The following is a 17,318-nucleotide window of genomic DNA, read 5'->3' as shown; positions in this document are numbered from 1 at the left end:
GTAAAGCACAGGAGATGATTACTCTCATCGAAGAGCAAACCTCTGGTGATTTGCAAACACAATTGTTAAAAGCACGCGTGTTAGCCATGCAAGAAAAAAGCTCAGAGGCTGATGCGTTACTCGCGCAACTTAACCAAATGCTAAGCCTAGCAACTGACGAAAACAAAGAGCAAACGAGTTGGATTAGTTTAGTAGCGGGGATAACCGCTTATATCAATAAAAATTACGAAGTGACTGTGCGAGAACTCAGCCGATATGTTAAATCTGGCTCGGCGCCTCCTGAACTACTAGGCATGTTAGCCGAAGCGCATATTCGCCAAGGCGATTCTAAAAAAGCAATGGCACTACTTGAGCTAAATGAATCTATTGTACTTGAGAGTATTCCCGTTTCATCATTACTGTGCGACCTGTATTTAGCCAGCAATAAGGTATTTAAATGTAACAATCTCGTAGAAGAGCTCAAACAAGAATATGGAGCTAACCACACTGTCATACTTTTAGAAGCTAAGCTGCTGGTGCGCCGAGACAGGGTTGACGAAGCACTCGCATTGCTTAGTAACAGCAACCTTGATACCAATGCGGAAGATGTTTTATTGTTTAAAGCGACGCTTGAAGCGAATAATCAGCGTTATGCAGACGCGCTGGTATCAGCAAACACATTAGTTGAGTTACAACCGGATAACTTAAAATACCAAAATCTGCATGCCGATTTAAATATTCGTTTAGGTAATTTCCAACAGGCTACAAGCTCATTAAATAACGTGCTCTTAGCAGATCCTGAAAACGTAGCGGCACTGATGAACTTGTCGCGCGTTCAGTTCGCTCAACAAGCACTGCCTGAATCGCGTCAAACAATCGAGAAAGTCATTGCCCAGCAAGGAACTAATATTCCGGCACTTGTGCTGCACGCGCAAATATTAATCAAACAGCAAAAATTAGAAGAAGCAATAGAAACACTACTCACGGCAAAAGCCGCGGCTCCTAATAAAGCAGCTCCCCATGAACTGTTAGCTAATATCTACCGTAAACAACAGAAGTACGCCATTGCTTTAACTGAAGTTAATGCTCTGCTGAAAATTGATCGATTAAATTCAGCGTATATCTTCGAAAAGGCTAATTTACTGATAGCTTTAAATGAGCCGCAACAGGCGAAAAGCCAGCTAGATATATTGTTTGGTCAATGGTCAGATAACGCTGCGCGCCTAGTTGAGTTAAGCCAAACTCAACGCCAAGCGAAAGATGTGAGTGGCGCAAAATTAAGCTTACAGAGAGCCACTTCTATAGCCCCGCAATACGCCCTTGCAAAACTGGAATACGGACAATTACTTATTAGCCAAGGAAGTTTACCTGAAGCAAAAGCCCTTATTGAAAGTATGCAAAAGGACTTTTCTAACAACCCAAATGTGTATGTATTGCAAGGCAATTATTTTAAAGCCGTTCAAGACATTGATAGCGCCTACAATGCATATTCTCATGCTGTCACATTAAAGCCTGATTTTACCCTGCCCTTGATCGAGCTATACCAAATCGCCAGCCAAGGACCTCAAAAAGAAGCCTTTAAAGAGTATCTAAGTAATCACTTGTCAAAAAATGACGATGCTCATTTTCAAAGACATCTACTTGCCGATCTGCTTTATATTGAGGGCAATATGCCTGCTGCCGAGGTGCAATACTTAAAACTGATCTCTATAAATGAGTTACCTAACAAAGACCGTGTTTACAACAACCTTGCTTTAATTAAAGCAGAGTCTGAACCCAAACAGGGGCTCGAATATGCAGAAATAGCCGCGCAGCTAACCCCAGATTCTGCCGCAATCTTGGATACTAAAGGTTGGTTACTAGTGAAAAACGCGCAATATCAAGAGGCATTAACGACACTACGTACCGCTTTTACTATGCGTTCGAGTGATCCCTCTATCCGATATCACTTAGCTGCCGCATTAAAAGGACTGGGTAAAACTGACCAGGCGAAAAATGAATTGAAACAAGCATTGGCAAGTAATAAAGCGTTTCCCGAAAAACGAGATGCCCAAGCGTTGCTTCAAACGCTGTAACCGCTCAGCGTCTTTTAAACAATTAATTTTTAGAGCATAGTAAAACGGCTACCTAGGTAGCCGTTTTACTTTTTGCTTGAAAATAGTTGATTGTTCTACAGTATTATAGCTAATCGATGATTAGCCCGTTTTCATCCGCATCAATGCTTACCACACCTTCTGACACCAATTTACCTGACAGAATTTTTTGCGCTAATGGGTTTTCAATTTCCATTTGAATCGCCCGTTTAAGTGGGCGGGCTCCATACACTGGGTCAAACCCTGCTTCAGCAATTTTCTTAAGAGCTGCGTCGGTTAACTCCAACCCAATCCCCTTCTCTTCTAAACGGTTACGCAAAAACTGTAATTGCTTACTCGCTATGGACGTAATTTGCGCCAGCCCGAGTGGGTGGAACACAACCGTTTCATCAACACGGTTCAAAAACTCTGGTCTGAAGTGCGTGCTCAGCACGTTCAGTACAGATTGCTTCATTTTCTCGTAATCATTTTCACTGTGCTGCTCTTGAATAATATCTGAGCCCAAGTTAGAGGTCATGATGATAACGGAATTTTTGAAATCAACCGTGCGACCCTGTCCGTCGGTTAAACGGCCATCATCTAGCACTTGAAGCAATATATTGAACACATCAGGATGGGCCTTCTCAATTTCATCTAGCAAAATGACCGAGTAAGGTTTTCGTCTGACCGCTTCAGTTAAGTAACCCCCTTCTTCGTAACCAACATAACCTGGAGGTGCCCCCACTAATCTGGAAACGGAGTGCTTTTCCATAAACTCTGACATATCTATACGCACCATGGCGTCTTCTGTGTCAAACAGGAAATTAGCCAAGGTTTTGCAAAGCTCTGTTTTACCTACACCCGTTGGCCCTAAAAACAAGAACGAACCAATCGGTTTATTCGGGTCCGCAAGGCCAGCCCTAGAGCGTCGTATTGCATTAGACACCGCATTCACGGCTTCACTTTGCCCCACTACGCGCTCATGCAAAGCCGTTTCCATGCTCATAAGTTTGTCTTTTTCACCTTCAAGCATTTTCGATACTGGAATGCCTGTCCAACGTGAAAGCACATCGGCAATTTCGCTTTCTGTTACGCGATTCTTAAGAAGTTGGTGCTCCAAGGGTTGCGATTCAGATTCTGTCGCCAGCTCTAACTTACTTTCAAGTTCTGGTATTCGGCCATATTGCAGTTCAGACATACGGCTGAGATCGGATGCACGACGGGCAATCTCTAAATCTAGCTTAGCTTGATCTAACTCGGCACGAATATTTTGTGTACCTTGCATGGCTTGCTTTTCGGACTTCCAAATTTTTTCCAATTCAGAAAACTTGATTTCCGCTTGTTCTCGCTCTATCTCAATCAGCTCTAAGCGTTTGTGACTCGCTTCATCCTTTTCTTTGGCCAGCGCTTGCTCTTCCAATTTCAACTGAATGATACGTCGCTCTAACCTGTCCATGTCTTCAGGTTTAGAATCCATTTGCATACGAATGCTTGACGCCGCTTCATCAATAAGATCTATCGCTTTATCTGGTAATTGGCGATCACTTATATAGCGATGTGATAATGACGCAGCTGCTACAATAGCAGGGTCTGTTATCTCCACCGAATGATGTAATTCATAACGTTCTTTTAGCCCGCGTAAAATCGCTACGGTATCTTCAACACTCGGCTCATCAACCAATACTTTTTGGAAGCGGCGCTCTAACGCTGCGTCTTTCTCGATAAACTGCCTGTACTCATCTAATGTGGTAGCGCCAACGCAATGCAGCTCGCCCCGAGCCAGCGCGGGTTTTAGCATGTTACCGGCATCCATTGCGCCTTCACCTTTACCAGCACCGACCATGGTATGCAATTCATCGATAAACAGAATAACGCGACCTTCTTCTTTAGCCAGCTCGTTTAAAACGGCTTTCAAGCGCTCTTCGAATTCACCGCGGAATTTAGCACCCGCGATTAATGCGCCCATATCAAGAGATAACACTCGCTTGTTTTTGAGCCCCTCAGGTACTTCAGAGTTGATGATACGCTGGGCAAGCCCCTCAGCGATGGCAGTTTTACCCACACCGGGCTGCCCAATCAGAACGGGATTATTTTTGGTACGACGCTGCAGAACTTGAATAGTACGGCGAATTTCATCGTCTCGACCAATCACAGGGTCTAGTTTGCCCTGCTCAGCGCGTTCGGTCAGATCAGTTGTAAACTTCTCGAGTGCTTGGCGCACATCTTCAGCATTGGGATCATTGACGGTTTGCCCGCCACGCATAGCTTCAATTGCTTTGTCGATAGACTCTTCGCTGGCGCCAATTTGGCGTAAGAGCTCGCCGAGCTTGCCTTTGTCTTGTACTGCAGCCAAAACGAAAATTTCAGAGGTGATGTATTTATCTTTACGTTTTTGGGCGATTTTGTCGCTCAAATTTAACAGCACTACCGTTTCTTTCGCTAACTGAACGTCACCGCCTACGCCTTCAACACGTGGTAGGTGATCTACAGCCTCTGCCAACGCCGAGCGTAAGGTATTTACATTCACTTTGGCATGATCGAATAGCGAACGCACAGAGCCGCCTTGCTGGTTCAGCAAAGCAGTCATTAAATGCACGGGTTCAATATATTGATGGTCACGCCCAAGTGCTATTGATTGAGCATCGGAAATGGCAAGTTGAAACTTGCTGGTAAAACTATCTAAACGCATATGCCACTCGCTTTAATGGATTATTAATTAACCTATTAATGGTGCGTTGCCGTCAATATTCAAGCAGGAAATGTGACATTCGTCACTGAATATTGCGCTAGATCAATTTTTCCGAGGTCATCAGGGCTGCAAATAAATGCCCGACACCATACGCCCTGTTTGAGAAAGGCCTTGATGGGTGGCTCGTCGGTGAGAGAAGAATTGCTCTTCATGCTCATAAGTACACTTATTGGCGGTAAATACGCCGCACACGCCCAACCGCGACAGTTTTTCAATGGCGATTTGCTGGAGATCAGCTTGATATTTACCAGCAACATTGCCTTGAGTAAAGCAGTGGCCATATTGCTGAAAACGATTTAACACTGCTTCATTAACTTCGAAATTTTTCTGACTAATATGCGGACCAATCCAAGCCATCAAATCTGAAGCAGAACTGTTCAAATGATGGCAACAATTTTCAATCACCCCGTCAGCTAACCCTTTCCAGCCAGCATGAACGGCTGCAACTTCATTACCTTTTTTGTTGCATAACAAAATGGGCAAACAGTCTGCAGTCATGACTGCGCAGACAACGCTGATATCTGCGGTAGTACTGGCATCAACGCTTTGATTTTGTTCGCTGCTGGCGTTAATTAAAACGCATGCATTGCCATGAACCTGATTTAACCATTTTATATGTTGATGCTTTGGTAGTAACGCGCGATTCCCTTCCACGGTGGATAGATTGTCCCCTACATGTGCTCCCACATTTAGCGAGTCATAAGGAGCTAGGCTCAGGCCACCTGTACGCGTAGTTGAAAAAGCCCGCACATTATGTGGTGCGGGCCACTGGGGTATAATGAAATCTAGCGCCATGATGTATTAAACAAGATCATCCGGATTTTGTGCCGTGTCTTCTTTTAACACCTCTAGCAAGTTAACAAAATCGTCGGGCAGCGGAGCTTGAAAAGACATCCACTCACCTGTGATCGGATGCTCAAGCTCTAATTGGATAGCGTGTAATGCTTGTCGCTTAAAGCCACGAATCGTCTCTATCATCAATTCGCTTGCAGCTTTCGGTAATCGAGGACGACCACCGTATGCTTGGTCGCCCACCAAAGGGTGACGTAAATGTGCCATATGCACGCGTATTTGATGGGTACGACCCGATTCTAGCTTTAAGCGCAAATGCGTATGCGCTCGGTACTTATGTTTAACCCGGTAATGGGTTAGCGCTGGCTTACCAGATTGCACTACTGCCATGCTGGTGCGCTTAGTAGGATGACGACCTATAGGCTCATCAACACTGCCACCAGCAATCAAGTTACCGTATACGACAGCTTCATACTCGCGGCTAATTTCCCGTGCTTGCAGCTTTTCAACCAAATGTGTTTGTGCTGGTATCGTTTTAGCCACCACCATCAAACCCGTTGTGTCTTTATCTAAACGATGGACAATACCAGCGCGGGGCACACTGGCAATCTCAGGCACGTGGCTTAACAATGCATTTAAGATAGTGCCACTTGCGTTGCCTGCCCCTGGGTGAACAACCAAATTAGTCGGTTTGTTTATGACTAAAATATGCTCATCTTCGTAAACAATGTTTAGCGCAATTTCTTGTGCGCTGTGACGCTCTTGTATCTCAATACTGGCATCAATTTCAATTAACTCTTCACCAAGCAATTTTTCTCTTGGTTTGTTCACTATCTGACCATCAACGGCAACTTGATCCGCCAAAATCCAATCTTTTATACGAGATCGCGAATAATCAGGGAACATTTCAGCCAAAGCTTGATCCAAACGTTTACCTAATAACGTTTGTGGCACCACGGCCTGTAGTTGTATTTTTTCATAGCTGGTAGACATGCAAAGGAGACCCTAGTAGTGTTTCGGACGATTTATATGTGCATAGCCCAATACGCTGGGTTAGAATATGCAGTTGTTATCGGTTCGGTAAAACCCTATTCTAACGGATTTTTGCCAGCAATGAATCGGCGAACGCTTATCGCAAGCATAAATAAGAGCAAATAAGACAAATATGATGAGAAAGTTATCGTTACCCAAGATTTTTCTAGCCGCTGCGATCATCGCACTAGGTGGCTGTTCGTCCTCTCCAGATGAAGAAGAAGTCGTAGTCAACAACCGTAGTGCTCAGTCTTTGTACGATGATGCTAAAGAAAAAATGGCAATTGGTAACTTCAATGCCGCTACTGCAACACTCAGCGCATTAGATTCCAGATACCCCTTTGGTCCTTTATCTAATCAGGTTCAACTGGATTTGATTTATGCATATTACAAGTCAGGTAAAGTAAATGAAGCGATATCAACTATCGACCGTTTCACTCGCTTGAACCCAAACCATGCTGACGTTGATTACGCTATATATATGCGCGGATTAACCAACATGGAATCAGACAAAAACCTATTCCAAGAATTGGTCGGTATAGACCGTTCAGATCGCGATCCAAGTAAATCGCGTGAAGCTTTCGAAGATTTCAGACGTTTAATCCAGAAATACCCTGACAGCAAGTATGCCGCTGATGCGCAAAAACGTATGTTGCATATCAAAAGCCGCTTAGCAAAATATGAAATTGCTATTGCACGCTTCTACATGCGCCGAGAAGCGTTTGTTGCGGCTGCTAACCGTGGGCGTTATGTTTTAGAGTACTACCCTGATACAGATCATGTACAAGAAGCTCTAGAAATTATGGTGGAATGTTACGACCAACTCAAGTTAGACGAATTGAAAAATAACGTCATGAAAACACTTAAGCTGAATTACCCTGACAGCAGTTTCATTAGCTAAGAACGCGGTTCAACACCTACAAAAAAACGCGCTATGAGCGCGTTTTTTATTGTCTGTTGTTTAATAAATTAGGCCATCTTCATTTGAAAAACAACTGACTGAATGGATTTAGAAGACGGGCTAAGCCAGATGTGAAATGTAACGGCTTATCAACCATAGTAAACACTAAGCACCCTTCGTCAGCTTCTGAAAACGGCATGTGCTTTTTAGTGCTGTCCATGATGGTAAAGTCTCCACAATCGTAATCGGCTAATCCATCGCTAAATTGACCATCAATCACCAAGGTGAATTCGGTTCCCTTATGAGTATGCTCTGGCACCTTGCCTCCCTTTTCCATGTAGATAAAGTTAGCTTGGCCGTCTTGGCCTAAATCCACCGGAGCCTGCCATAACTTACCCACTAGTCGTGACCAATTACCCGTTTTGTGGGTATATCGAGCAAGCGCTCTTGGTAGGGCAAAGTGTTTTCCATCCAACTCAAGCATGTTGTTGACAGGCTGAAGAACCGGAGCTTCAACGTCTGGAGTCTGCATTATTTGCAACATCATATCGTTGAAATCAGGCTGAGGATCAGCTGCGTTCAGTTTGCCTGAAAAAACCTCAAGCCCAGCCTCTTCTTGTGCCTGCATGGTTATGGCTTGGCAGCGAGGGCATAGGTCCACGTGAGCGGATATCATCAAAGCTAAATTTGTTGGGCACGTACCTTCAGCGAACGCGCGAAGATGAGCCAATTCTGGGTGAAAATTAATCATTATCTTTTAACATCTCTTTCAAACGCTGCAGAGCAAGACGGGTTCTGGATTTGACTGTGCCCAATGGGATTTCAAATTGGTCGGCGACTTCCTGCTGAGATTTTCCTTCAATATAAATCGCTTCAATCACTTCGCGTTGTTTTTTCGGCAAATCTTCAAATATGATGCCGAGCTGCTGAAGTGTAATTTGCTCATCTAAAGAAACTTCGTTTACATCAGCGGTTTGCTCACAGAGCACTGGCCACAAATCGTCTGCACAGATATCTTCCTTGCGATTACGTTGTTTGCGTAACATATCGAAGCGGATATTACGTGCAATGGTGAAAATCCAGGTAGAAGGTGCGCCTTTTTCGGCATTGAACAGGTGAGATTTCTGCCACACGTTCGACATGGTGTCTTGCACCAGTTCCATGGCTAGCGCCTCGTTACCCATTTGCTTTAAGGCGTATGAGCGAAGACGTGGCGCGAAATAATTAAATATCTCTGCGAAAGAACGTTTGCAACGAGACTGCCCTACCAACACAAGGTACGATGACATTTCATCAGCACAATCTTTTGGTACAACAGCATGTGAATGTTTTGATTCCAAAGGGATTCCGACTAGCATCACTTTCCACCGGTATTTTATAATAGTCTTTATACAGGCTGTGATGCGAAAAAGATCATTTCACTAATTGTGTCAAATAATCGACCGTTTTGACATAGTCCCTTTGCTGAATAAAATGTTGTTTCTGTTCTGCTGACACTGGCAGTAATTCTAACCAACGGTAGATGACCCACATGGGATCATCAAAAAGAGGCTCAGGATACAACTCTTGGATTTCCGGATACTTATCAAAAATATCCATCAAACGCTGCTTAACTAAAGCAACATTCCCTTCTGGCTCAGGTTGCCAAATCGGTGACCAACTGCACTGCCCTAAAAGTAAGCCGTCTTTCTCAGAGGTCACTTTTTCGATATTAAAACATCGATCCCCCTCAACGGTTATACCTAATAAACCATCACTAAGCATGTCAAAGTCAATGACAGTTACATGCGTTCCTACAGCGTAAATATGCTCATTTCGGTCTTTGTCACCCTTCGCGTTTAACATGCATATTCCGAAACCAGTTTGTGTGGCGCAGGCATTTTTGACCATACGGACATAACGTGGTTCGAAAATGCGTAAATCCATACGTCCTTGAGGTAGAACATGTGCTGATAAGGGAAATAAAGGTAGAGTTATCATATTCACTGTAAAACAACGATTTTTTGTGGTTGATAGCACTAGTACGTATCAATTGAAATTAAGATCGCTCTTTTAATACTGTTGCCACGAGTGATCTAAAACGCGTCTATCGCGTTAACATAATATCTCTCACAATATTCATACGTTTGAAGAGCATAGCAGATGGAAGTAGTAACGCTTTTTGTCAATTTTTACAAATCATTAGACACCCAATCACTCAGTGAACTTAAAAACATATACAGTGACGATGTTGTGTTCGTTGACCCGGTCACTAGGCACGAGGGGTTTGCGGCTGTTCATCGCTATTTCGAGCAATTATTAGTAAATGTCAATGAATGTACTTTTGATATTTCCCAGATAAAAGAAGTAGATTCAACTGTGTTTGTGAATTGGACGATGCATTTTAGGCATCCCAAACTAAAAGCGGGTAAGCTTATCAGCGTTGAAGGCATCAGCCAGCTGATAGTGAAAGAGCATAAAATTTGCTACCAACGAGATTATTATGATTTGGGCAGCATGCTATACGAACACGTGCCGCTGATTGGCTCAGTGATTAAATTTCTCAAAAAGCGACTCGCATCATGAAACGAATGTTAATTACCGGCGCCACTTCAGGAATAGGTGAAGCCTTAGTTAAACACGCTGCCCAAAGTGGATATGACGTCATAGCCTGTGGCAGAAATGCTGACAAACTAAAAACATTTGAGAGCACTCGCTCAGTGACCAGCTTGCAATTTGATGTCACTGACAAGCAACAAACGAAGACCAAATTAGAGGCTATTAGTGCCGACATTTATGTGTTGAATGCGGGAGTGTGTGAATACGTTGAGCTAGATTCATTCGACTCAGATATGTTTAGACGTGTATTCGAAGCCAATTTTTTTGGCGTTGTCCACTGCATTGACGCCCTGCTCCCGAAGTTAACCACTGGCTCACAACTTGTATTAGTAGATAGCATGGCCAGGTTCCTACCGTTCACTCAAAGTCAGGCATATGGTGCTAGTAAAGCGGCACTGCATTACTTGACCAAAACCATGGAAGTGGATTTAGCCGACAAAGGCGTTGTCGTGCAAAGTATCTCCCCCGGCTTCGTAGAAACCCCATTAACAGACAAGAATGATTTTGATATGCCGATGAAAATTTCAGTACATGAAGCAGCAAAAAGCCTGCTAAAAGGTATTGAGCGTCAATCCGCTAGTGTCTATTTCCCCACAATGTTTGGTTTATTACTGCGCTTTCTCTCTCGCTTACCAAGCCCATTGAAAGTCGCTTTAAGTAAAAAAATGAAAAATAATTAACAGGAAACGAACCAAGATGTCTAAACAAATTGCCATCATCGGCAGTGGTATTTCAGGTTTGACCTGCGGCTACTTATTAAATAAAAACCACGATATCACCATGTTTGAAGCCAACGATTATATTGGCGGTCACACCGCCACTAAAGACGTCATGGTTAATGGCCGAGAGTATGCTATCGATACTGGCTTTATAGTATATAACGATTGGACCTATCCGAATTTCATTCAATTGATGGATTCACTCAACGTGAAAAGCCAACCCACCGAGATGAGTTTCAGTGTCAAAAACCCAGCGCAAAATCTTGAGTACAACGGCAATACTATCAACAGCTTGTTTGCCCAACGACGCAACATTTTCCGCCCGTTTTTTTGGCGTATAGTAAGCGATATTTTGCGCTTCAATAAGTTATGTAAAGCACAAGACTTGGATGGCATCTCAGCCGATCAGAGCTTGTTTGGCTTTTTGACGGAAGAGCATTTTAGCGACGCGTTTATCTATAATTACATATTGCCCATGTGTGCCGCGATTTGGTCCACTAGCGTCGAAGATATAAAAGCATTTCCATTCAAGTTTTTTCTACGATTTTTCAATAATCATGGTTTATTGAACGTGACGGACCGCCCTCAGTGGCATACGTTGATCGGCGGTTCAAGAGAGTATATTGGTCCTCTGACCAGAGGCTTCACCAATAAAATATTATTGAATACACCAGTCACCTCCGTGACCAAAACAGCGCAAGGCTATGAGCTGACCACTCCTAAGGGCAGTGAATACTTTGATGATGTTATTTTTGCTTGCCACAGCGATCAGGCGCTTCGCCTATTAGATAACACCAGTATCGCGCAGCATGCTTCGGTGAAGAGCATTTTAGGCGCCATAAAGTACATCCCCAATGAGGTAATATTGCATACTGATGAAAGTGTTCTGCCCAAACGTAAACTGGCATGGGCTAGCTGGAATTACGCCATTGCCGATGAAAAGCGCGCACATCAATCCCCCGCTGTGCTGACCTATAATATGAATATACTGCAATGCTTGCACACTGATACGACGTTTTGCGTGACGTTAAACGACCGAGTCTCAATCGCAGATGACAAAATACTAGGCGTGTACCAATACGCTCACCCCCAATTCGATAATGCAGCAATAGCCGCTCAAGCAAGACGCAAAGAAATATCAGGTGTTGACGGCCTGCATTTCTGCGGTGCCTACTGGTATAACGGATTTCATGAAGATGGCGTGTTGAGTGCGTTAGACGTATGCCAGCACTTTGGTGAAAGTCTGTAATGCAAAGCGCGATTTACAAAGGCCGCGTGTTTCATGCCCGGCATCATCCCAAAAAGCATGCCTTTAATTACGATATTTTTCTTATGTGGTTAAAGCTCGATGAGATAGAAAAAGTTGAAAAAGAAGTGCGTTTTTTTTCAGCTTCTCGCTGGGCGCCACTACGTTTTAAACGAGAAGATTACTTAGGCGACAGCAATACGTCATTACAAAAAGGCGTACTGGATCGCATGTCTGAATTAGCCGAAAAACCGCTGCAAGGCGACGTCTATTTTCTTGGCCAAGTGCGCACGTTTGGACTGTATTTCAGCCCAGTCAATTTTTACTACTTACGCCAACCTGACGGCACATATAGTCATATGTTAGCTGAAGTCAGCAATACCCCTTGGAATGAGCGGCATCATTATTTGGTGGGTTTACACGATCAGAAAAATTCACAAAAAGCGTTTCACGTTTCCCCCTTTAACCCATTGGATATGCAATACCAATGGACGGTTATGCAACCAAATCAAAAACTTAACTTGACCTTGAAATGCGTGAAAGATATTACTCATTTAGACACGGGGTTAAATTTAACGCGGATTGAATTGAACTCAAAATCCCTCTTTCGCGTATTAGTATCAATACCCCACATGGCCATAAGAACCGTCGTTGGTATTTATTGGCAGGCACTAAAACTATTTATAAAACGTGTGCCGTTTTACGCTCACGCAACACAAGGTAAGAAGTAATATGGTTAACAGCGAACAGACACTCCAAGCGGTGGACTCTCTCTCTTGGCAAGACAAAATTAGCCGCCAAATCATGTTGAAAATATTTGCCAGCCTGCCGGAGGGCGAAATGGTAATAAAAGAAAATGGTGTGCTCGTCGATGTATTCGGTGAAAAGGGCTCTGACTTACACGCCGAGATAAACTTTATTGATTTACGCGCTTATCGTCATTTGCTTTTTGGTGGTAGCGTTGCTTCAGGGGAAACTTACACGGATGGCATGTGGACGACTCCCAATTTGACCAATGTTATTCGCATATTTGCCCGAAACCTGCCTATGCTTGACCGCTGGGAAGGTAAAATGGAATGGCTTGCCCTTCCCCTTAGAAAATTAAGCCACCTTGCAAGACGCAATTCCACCAGCCAGGCGAAGAAAAACATCGCTGACCATTACGATCTAGGTAACAAGCTTTATACACGCTTCTTAGATCAAACCATGATGTATTCTTCGGCAATATATCCTCATCAAGATGCGGACTTACATCAGGCGCAACAACATAAACTAAAAACGATTTGTGAAAAATTGCAATTGAAAGAAGGCGACCATCTTCTTGAAATTGGTACCGGCTGGGGCGGCTTAGCTGTGTATGCAGCCAAACACTACGGTTGCAAAGTGACCACGACCACTATTTCAGAGGAGCAATATCAGTTTGCCGAACAATGGGTGGCTCGCGAAAGCCTACAAGAAAAAATAACGCTACTCAAAAAAGACTATCGTTTACTTGAGGGCCAATACGACAAACTGGTCTCCATTGAAATGATCGAAGCAGTAGGAAAAGAGTACTTACCCACCTTCTTTCAGCAATGCTCAAATCTTCTCAAAAAAGACGGCATTATGCTGTTACAAGCAATCACCATCAGTGACCAACGCTTAAACAGTTACGCCAAGAGTGTTGATTTTATTCAAAAGCATATTTTTCCCGGCGGTTTTTTACCCTCACAGCTTTTGATTAATCAACATCTAAAAAAACATACCGATATGATGATCCGCGATCTGCATGACATAGGCCTAGATTACGCCAGAACATTACAACATTGGCATCAAGCGTTTAATGACAATATCGAAGCCTTAGCAAAAGACGGTTACGACGAACGCTTTGGCAACATGTGGCGCTATTACTTTAGTTATTGCGAAGGCGGTTTTCTAGAACGCACCATCAGCACGGTGCAGTTAGTGCTGAGCAAACCCGCTTACAATGCACAACTTAATCGTTAAACGATGAAAAAGTTCCTCCCTTTTATAATCATATGCGCTTTGCTGCTGCCTTTAGGCTTAAGTGCGTCGCCCATTGATGCACTCAAGCCGGTAGGCAGCGCGAAGTTATCGGTCGTATTTTGGGATATATACCAATCAACGCTCTACAGCGATGACGGCACGTTTACCAGTGATGACCTGACGCACGAAAGTCAAAGTCCTCTGGCCTTAAATATTCAGTATTTACGGGATATCGAAGCAGAAGAACTGGTAGAAGCCACCGCCAATGAATGGAACAAACTAGGGTTAGGCAAAACAACCTATCAACCGTGGTTAAAACAACTTACGGCAATATGGCCTGATATTCAGGAAAACGATGAGTTGTTATTTGTCTTAAATCACACTGATGGTGGCGTCTTCTATTTTAACCAAAGAGAAATTGGGCGTATTGATGATCGCAACTTTGGTGTGAATTTTCTGCGCATCTGGCTAGATAAAAAAGCCAGTTACCCCAAACTGCGTAATAAATTAGTAGGCCAATCAAAATAGGAGTGACCATGACATTACCAAAAACATTGGCATTAACCGCTGGGGTTGCGCTGCTTGCAGGTTGCAGTGCCTCTATTGACGATTATCATGACACTAGGCCCACATTTTCACTCAAAAACTATTTTGATGGTGAAATAACGGCTTGGGGAATTGTGCAAGATTATTCCGGACAGCTAACCCGGCGATTTTGCGTTGACATCGTTGCTACGTGGCAAGGTAATGAAGGGCAACTTCACGAGTCTTTTTTCTTTAACGACGGTAGCCGCCAAACCCGTATTTGGGAAGTAAATGTCGCGCAAGACCAAACAGTGACCGGCACCGCCGGTGATGTCGTGGGTCAAGCTTCTGGCTCATCGCAAGGTAGCGCGTTCAACTGGCAGTACACCTTAACAGTACCCATTGATGGTACCGAGTATGATTTTGCCATTGACGATTGGATGTACGCTTTAGACGACAAGCGTATGATGAATCGTTCGTATATGAAAAAGTTTGGCGTGACGGTGGCAGAGTTCTCTATCTTCTTTGATAAAAGCGCACGTATTCCCTCTTGTGAGACACAAATGTAAATTAATACAGAGAAATAGAGGAGACAAAAAAGCGGCATATATGCCGCCTTTTGGATTCGAATTTATTTACTAAGCTAGCGCCACTTTGCTAACAGCTGTTTTACTAGGAAAAACGCTAACTGCGCTTAGGTTAACACCCGCTATTCTACTACGGATATAGGTTCTGATTCTTTCGCTTTACCCTGTTTAATAGCAATTTCCACGCGGCGATTACGGCTCCTCGCTTGAGCATCGTCCTCACCTAACAATGGGGCGGTGTCTGCTTTACCAATGACCGCCATGCGTCCCTCATCAAACCCTGGGGCTTTACGTAGCTCTTCAGCTACCGCAACTGCGCGCTGAGCTGATAAATCCCAGTTAGAACGATACAGCTCGTTAGAGATAACCAAACTGTCGCTATGACCGGATATCTCAATATCCCCAGGCATATCAGCCAACAAGGTACCAATTTTACGCAGGATAGGCTTAAACTGAGGCTGTAAAAAGGCAGAGCCCGCTGAGAAAGAGCCGTTCTCTCGGATACGAATAATCAATTGTTGCCCAAGTGACTCCATTTCGATGGCACCATCAAGAATTTCCTTCTCTAGCTGCTGCGCCACCTTCTTCATCTGCTTATTAGCTTCTTCTTGGCTCGCCGCGGTTTTGGCACTGGATTGTTCACTCGCCGTTTGTTGGGCTGCCCCGCCTTTTTGTTCACCTCGTTGTTTTTGACGCCCACCAGCAGAGTCTTCGTTACCAGCCTGAAACTCCAGCATTTGCTGAGTCATTTCTATGGTTTGCTGCTGAATGGTTTCAATAGGGGTAGGATCGGGTCGACCCGGCCTGAATTCCATGGCGATAACACTGGTGCCTTTGGGAATATCTTTGACTTCAATTTTATTTTGTACGCCAAACGCAAACTTCATCGAGCCCGCAATCTGTTTAAACTTCAGTACATCCATTTCTGAAAACGACAGCAATAACACGAAGAAGCACATCAACAGTGACATCAAATCCGCGAATGTCCCCATCCACGCGGGTAATCCGGCGGGGGGGCATTTAGGGCATTCGTCTTCCATCAGTTATGCGTCTTCTGTCGCGCTACCGCGCTTACTGGCTGCAAGATAATTTTTCAAAATACCTTCAATAACACGAGGATTCTGGCCATCGGCGATGCCGATAATGCCATCGAGGATCAGGCTCTGGTTTAGTTTCTCTTCCACAGCTCTGTTGCCTAGCTTCTCAGCAATAGGTAAACACACAACGTTCGCTAACACTGCGCCGTAAAGCGTTGTTAAAAGTGCAACCGCCATTGCAGGCCCAATGGACTTAGGATCATCCATGTTTGACAACATGGCGACCAGGCCGATCAATGTACCAATCATCCCCATAGCGGGAGCAACATCCCCCATTCCTTTAAAAATAGTAGCACCAAACTCATGGCGCTCTGTGGTCATAGATATGTCTTTGGCCATCGTGGCACGCACAACGTCTACGTCGTGACCGTCAACAAGCATATCAACGCCTTTTTGCATAAATTCGTTTTCTATTTGTGCTTCTTCTAACGCTAAAAAACCACCTTTGCGCGCGGCATCAGCCATTTCAACGATTTTTTCAATTTGTGATTCAGGCGATTCAATTTTGAACATAAAGGCTTTACCAGCCACTTTACCCGCACCAAAGAACTGGCCAAGGGTAAATTGAGATAAGACGACAAAAAGACTACCGCAGACCACAATCAGAATGGATGGAACGTTAAAGAACATCCCTAAATCACCACCCAGCACCATGGCCATGATCACGAAGCCGATTGCGCCAATCATGCCTATAAGGGTTGCTAAATCCACATTGTACTCCCATCAAAAAAGTGTGTTACGCGAAATAAAAAATGGCCCAGCTCTAAAAACGCCTGCTTAAAAAAGCGAAAATTCGCAGGAGGTGCATTTAGGTTATTGACTTGGTTAATCATTTTATCGACAAAGTTAAAATAATCTATAGTACTTAGCTATAAACCTGCGTAAACAAATCCAAATTAACCCATTCATCGTAAGATAACTGTTCGATCTTGAAACAATCCTTAGTACGCTAGCCTGATGCGCCATGAAAAAGGTTTGACCACTATTTACCCCTCAGGTAAGGTGCGCTCAACTCGCAAAAGAGCAAGAAATAAA

General features: G+C 43.9%; 17 protein-coding genes. 9 read left to right on the top strand and 8 right to left on the bottom strand.

Features of this window, described 5'->3' with window-relative positions; all coding sequences use genetic code 11:
- Positions 1-2,054, top strand: a 2,054-nt coding sequence (locus GMES_RS08320) for a tetratricopeptide repeat protein (protein ID WP_039986939.1), incomplete at its 5' end; no start/stop codon positions are given.
- 109 nt (positions 2,055-2,163) lie between these two features.
- Here GMES_RS08320 and clpB read toward each other — a convergent pair.
- From clpB to rluD, 3 genes are all read right to left on the bottom strand, one after another.
- Positions 2,164-4,740: an ATP-dependent chaperone ClpB gene (gene clpB / locus GMES_RS08315; protein ID WP_006992200.1), complete on the bottom strand. Its 2,577-nt coding sequence runs from the start codon at positions 4,738-4,740 to the stop codon at positions 2,164-2,166.
- Between the two features lie 120 nt (positions 4,741-4,860).
- Entirely contained in the window at positions 4,861-5,595 is a 735-nt protein-coding gene (gene pgeF, locus GMES_RS08310; RefSeq protein ID WP_006992199.1) for a peptidoglycan editing factor PgeF, read from the bottom strand.
- Positions 5,596-5,601: 6 nt separating this feature from the next.
- Positions 5,602-6,585 (bottom strand): 23S rRNA pseudouridine(1911/1915/1917) synthase RluD, encoded by a 984-nt coding sequence (gene rluD / locus GMES_RS08305; protein ID WP_006992198.1) that lies wholly within the window; start codon positions 6,583-6,585, stop codon positions 5,602-5,604.
- Between the two features lie 175 nt (positions 6,586-6,760).
- On the opposite strand from rluD, the gene GMES_RS08300 reads away from it, so the two are divergent.
- Complete coding sequence (locus GMES_RS08300; RefSeq protein ID WP_006992196.1) at positions 6,761-7,525, top strand: outer membrane protein assembly factor BamD; 765 nt, start codon at positions 6,761-6,763, stop codon at positions 7,523-7,525.
- A gap of 79 nt (positions 7,526-7,604) precedes the next feature.
- Here GMES_RS08300 and GMES_RS08295 read toward each other — a convergent pair whose 3' ends face one another.
- Genes GMES_RS08295 through GMES_RS08285 form a run of 3 tightly spaced genes read right to left on the bottom strand, consistent with a single transcriptional unit; the run spans position 7,605 to position 9,505 of the window.
- A complete protein-coding gene (locus tag GMES_RS08295) occupies positions 7,605-8,276 on the bottom strand; it encodes a ChrR family anti-sigma-E factor (RefSeq protein ID WP_006992195.1) in 672 nt (223 codons plus the stop codon).
- Positions 8,269-8,883: a sigma-70 family RNA polymerase sigma factor gene (locus GMES_RS08290; RefSeq protein WP_033186208.1), complete on the bottom strand. Its 615-nt coding sequence runs from the start codon at positions 8,881-8,883 to the stop codon at positions 8,269-8,271. Before GMES_RS08290 ends, GMES_RS08295 begins: the two co-directional genes overlap by 8 nt.
- 55 nt (positions 8,884-8,938) lie before the next feature.
- Positions 8,939-9,505 carry an LON peptidase substrate-binding domain-containing protein gene (locus GMES_RS08285; RefSeq protein WP_039986936.1) on the bottom strand — a complete coding sequence of 189 codons (567 nt, stop codon included), beginning with the start codon at positions 9,503-9,505 and terminating at the stop codon, positions 8,939-8,941.
- Positions 9,506-9,667: 162 nt separating this feature from the next.
- Between GMES_RS08285 and GMES_RS08280 the strand changes: the two genes are divergently transcribed.
- Genes GMES_RS08280 through GMES_RS08250 form a run of 7 tightly spaced genes read left to right on the top strand, consistent with a single transcriptional unit; the run spans position 9,668 to position 15,168 of the window.
- The gene (locus tag GMES_RS08280) at positions 9,668-10,090 is read left to right on the top strand and encodes a nuclear transport factor 2 family protein (RefSeq protein WP_006992192.1); all 423 of its coding nucleotides are present in this window, start codon (positions 9,668-9,670) and stop codon (positions 10,088-10,090) included.
- Entirely contained in the window at positions 10,087-10,803 is a 717-nt protein-coding gene (locus GMES_RS08275) for an SDR family NAD(P)-dependent oxidoreductase (protein WP_006992191.1), read from the top strand. Before GMES_RS08280 ends, GMES_RS08275 begins: the two co-directional genes overlap by 4 nt.
- A gap of 16 nt (positions 10,804-10,819) precedes the next feature.
- Positions 10,820-12,091: an NAD(P)/FAD-dependent oxidoreductase gene (locus GMES_RS08270; RefSeq protein ID WP_006992190.1), complete on the top strand. Its 1,272-nt coding sequence runs from the start codon at positions 10,820-10,822 to the stop codon at positions 12,089-12,091.
- Positions 12,091-12,819, top strand: coding sequence for a DUF1365 domain-containing protein (locus GMES_RS08265; protein ID WP_006992189.1), 729 nt, complete (start codon positions 12,091-12,093; stop codon positions 12,817-12,819). The genes GMES_RS08270 and GMES_RS08265 overlap by 1 nt, the downstream gene beginning before the upstream one ends.
- A 1-nt stretch (position 12,820) precedes the next feature.
- Positions 12,821-14,074 carry an SAM-dependent methyltransferase gene (locus GMES_RS08260; RefSeq protein ID WP_006992188.1) on the top strand — a complete coding sequence of 418 codons (1,254 nt, stop codon included), beginning with the start codon at positions 12,821-12,823 and terminating at the stop codon, positions 14,072-14,074.
- 3 nt (positions 14,075-14,077) lie between these two features.
- Positions 14,078-14,602 (top strand): chalcone isomerase family protein, encoded by a 525-nt coding sequence (locus GMES_RS08255; RefSeq protein WP_193362981.1) that lies wholly within the window; start codon positions 14,078-14,080, stop codon positions 14,600-14,602.
- Positions 14,603-14,610: 8 nt separating this feature from the next.
- Positions 14,611-15,168, top strand: coding sequence for a DUF3833 domain-containing protein (locus GMES_RS08250; protein ID WP_006992186.1), 558 nt, complete (start codon positions 14,611-14,613; stop codon positions 15,166-15,168).
- Positions 15,169-15,308: 140 nt separating this feature from the next.
- Here the strand turns inward: GMES_RS08250 and GMES_RS08245 are convergent, their stop codons facing one another.
- Together GMES_RS08245 and pomA are read right to left on the bottom strand one after the other, a co-directional pair.
- Complete coding sequence (locus GMES_RS08245) at positions 15,309-16,226, bottom strand: flagellar motor protein MotB (protein ID WP_006992185.1); 918 nt, start codon at positions 16,224-16,226, stop codon at positions 15,309-15,311.
- A gap of 3 nt (positions 16,227-16,229) precedes the next feature.
- Positions 16,230-16,994 (bottom strand): flagellar motor protein PomA, encoded by a 765-nt coding sequence (gene pomA / locus GMES_RS08240; RefSeq protein WP_006992184.1) that lies wholly within the window; start codon positions 16,992-16,994, stop codon positions 16,230-16,232.
- Positions 16,995-17,318 lie beyond the last annotated feature (324 nt).

This window comes from Paraglaciecola mesophila KMM 241 (assembly GCF_000315015.1).
GTDB classification, from domain to species: domain Bacteria; phylum Pseudomonadota; class Gammaproteobacteria; order Enterobacterales; family Alteromonadaceae; genus Paraglaciecola; species Paraglaciecola mesophila.
The sequence above is the reverse complement of the archived record's forward strand: the minus strand, read 5'-3'. Positions and strand labels throughout refer to the sequence as shown.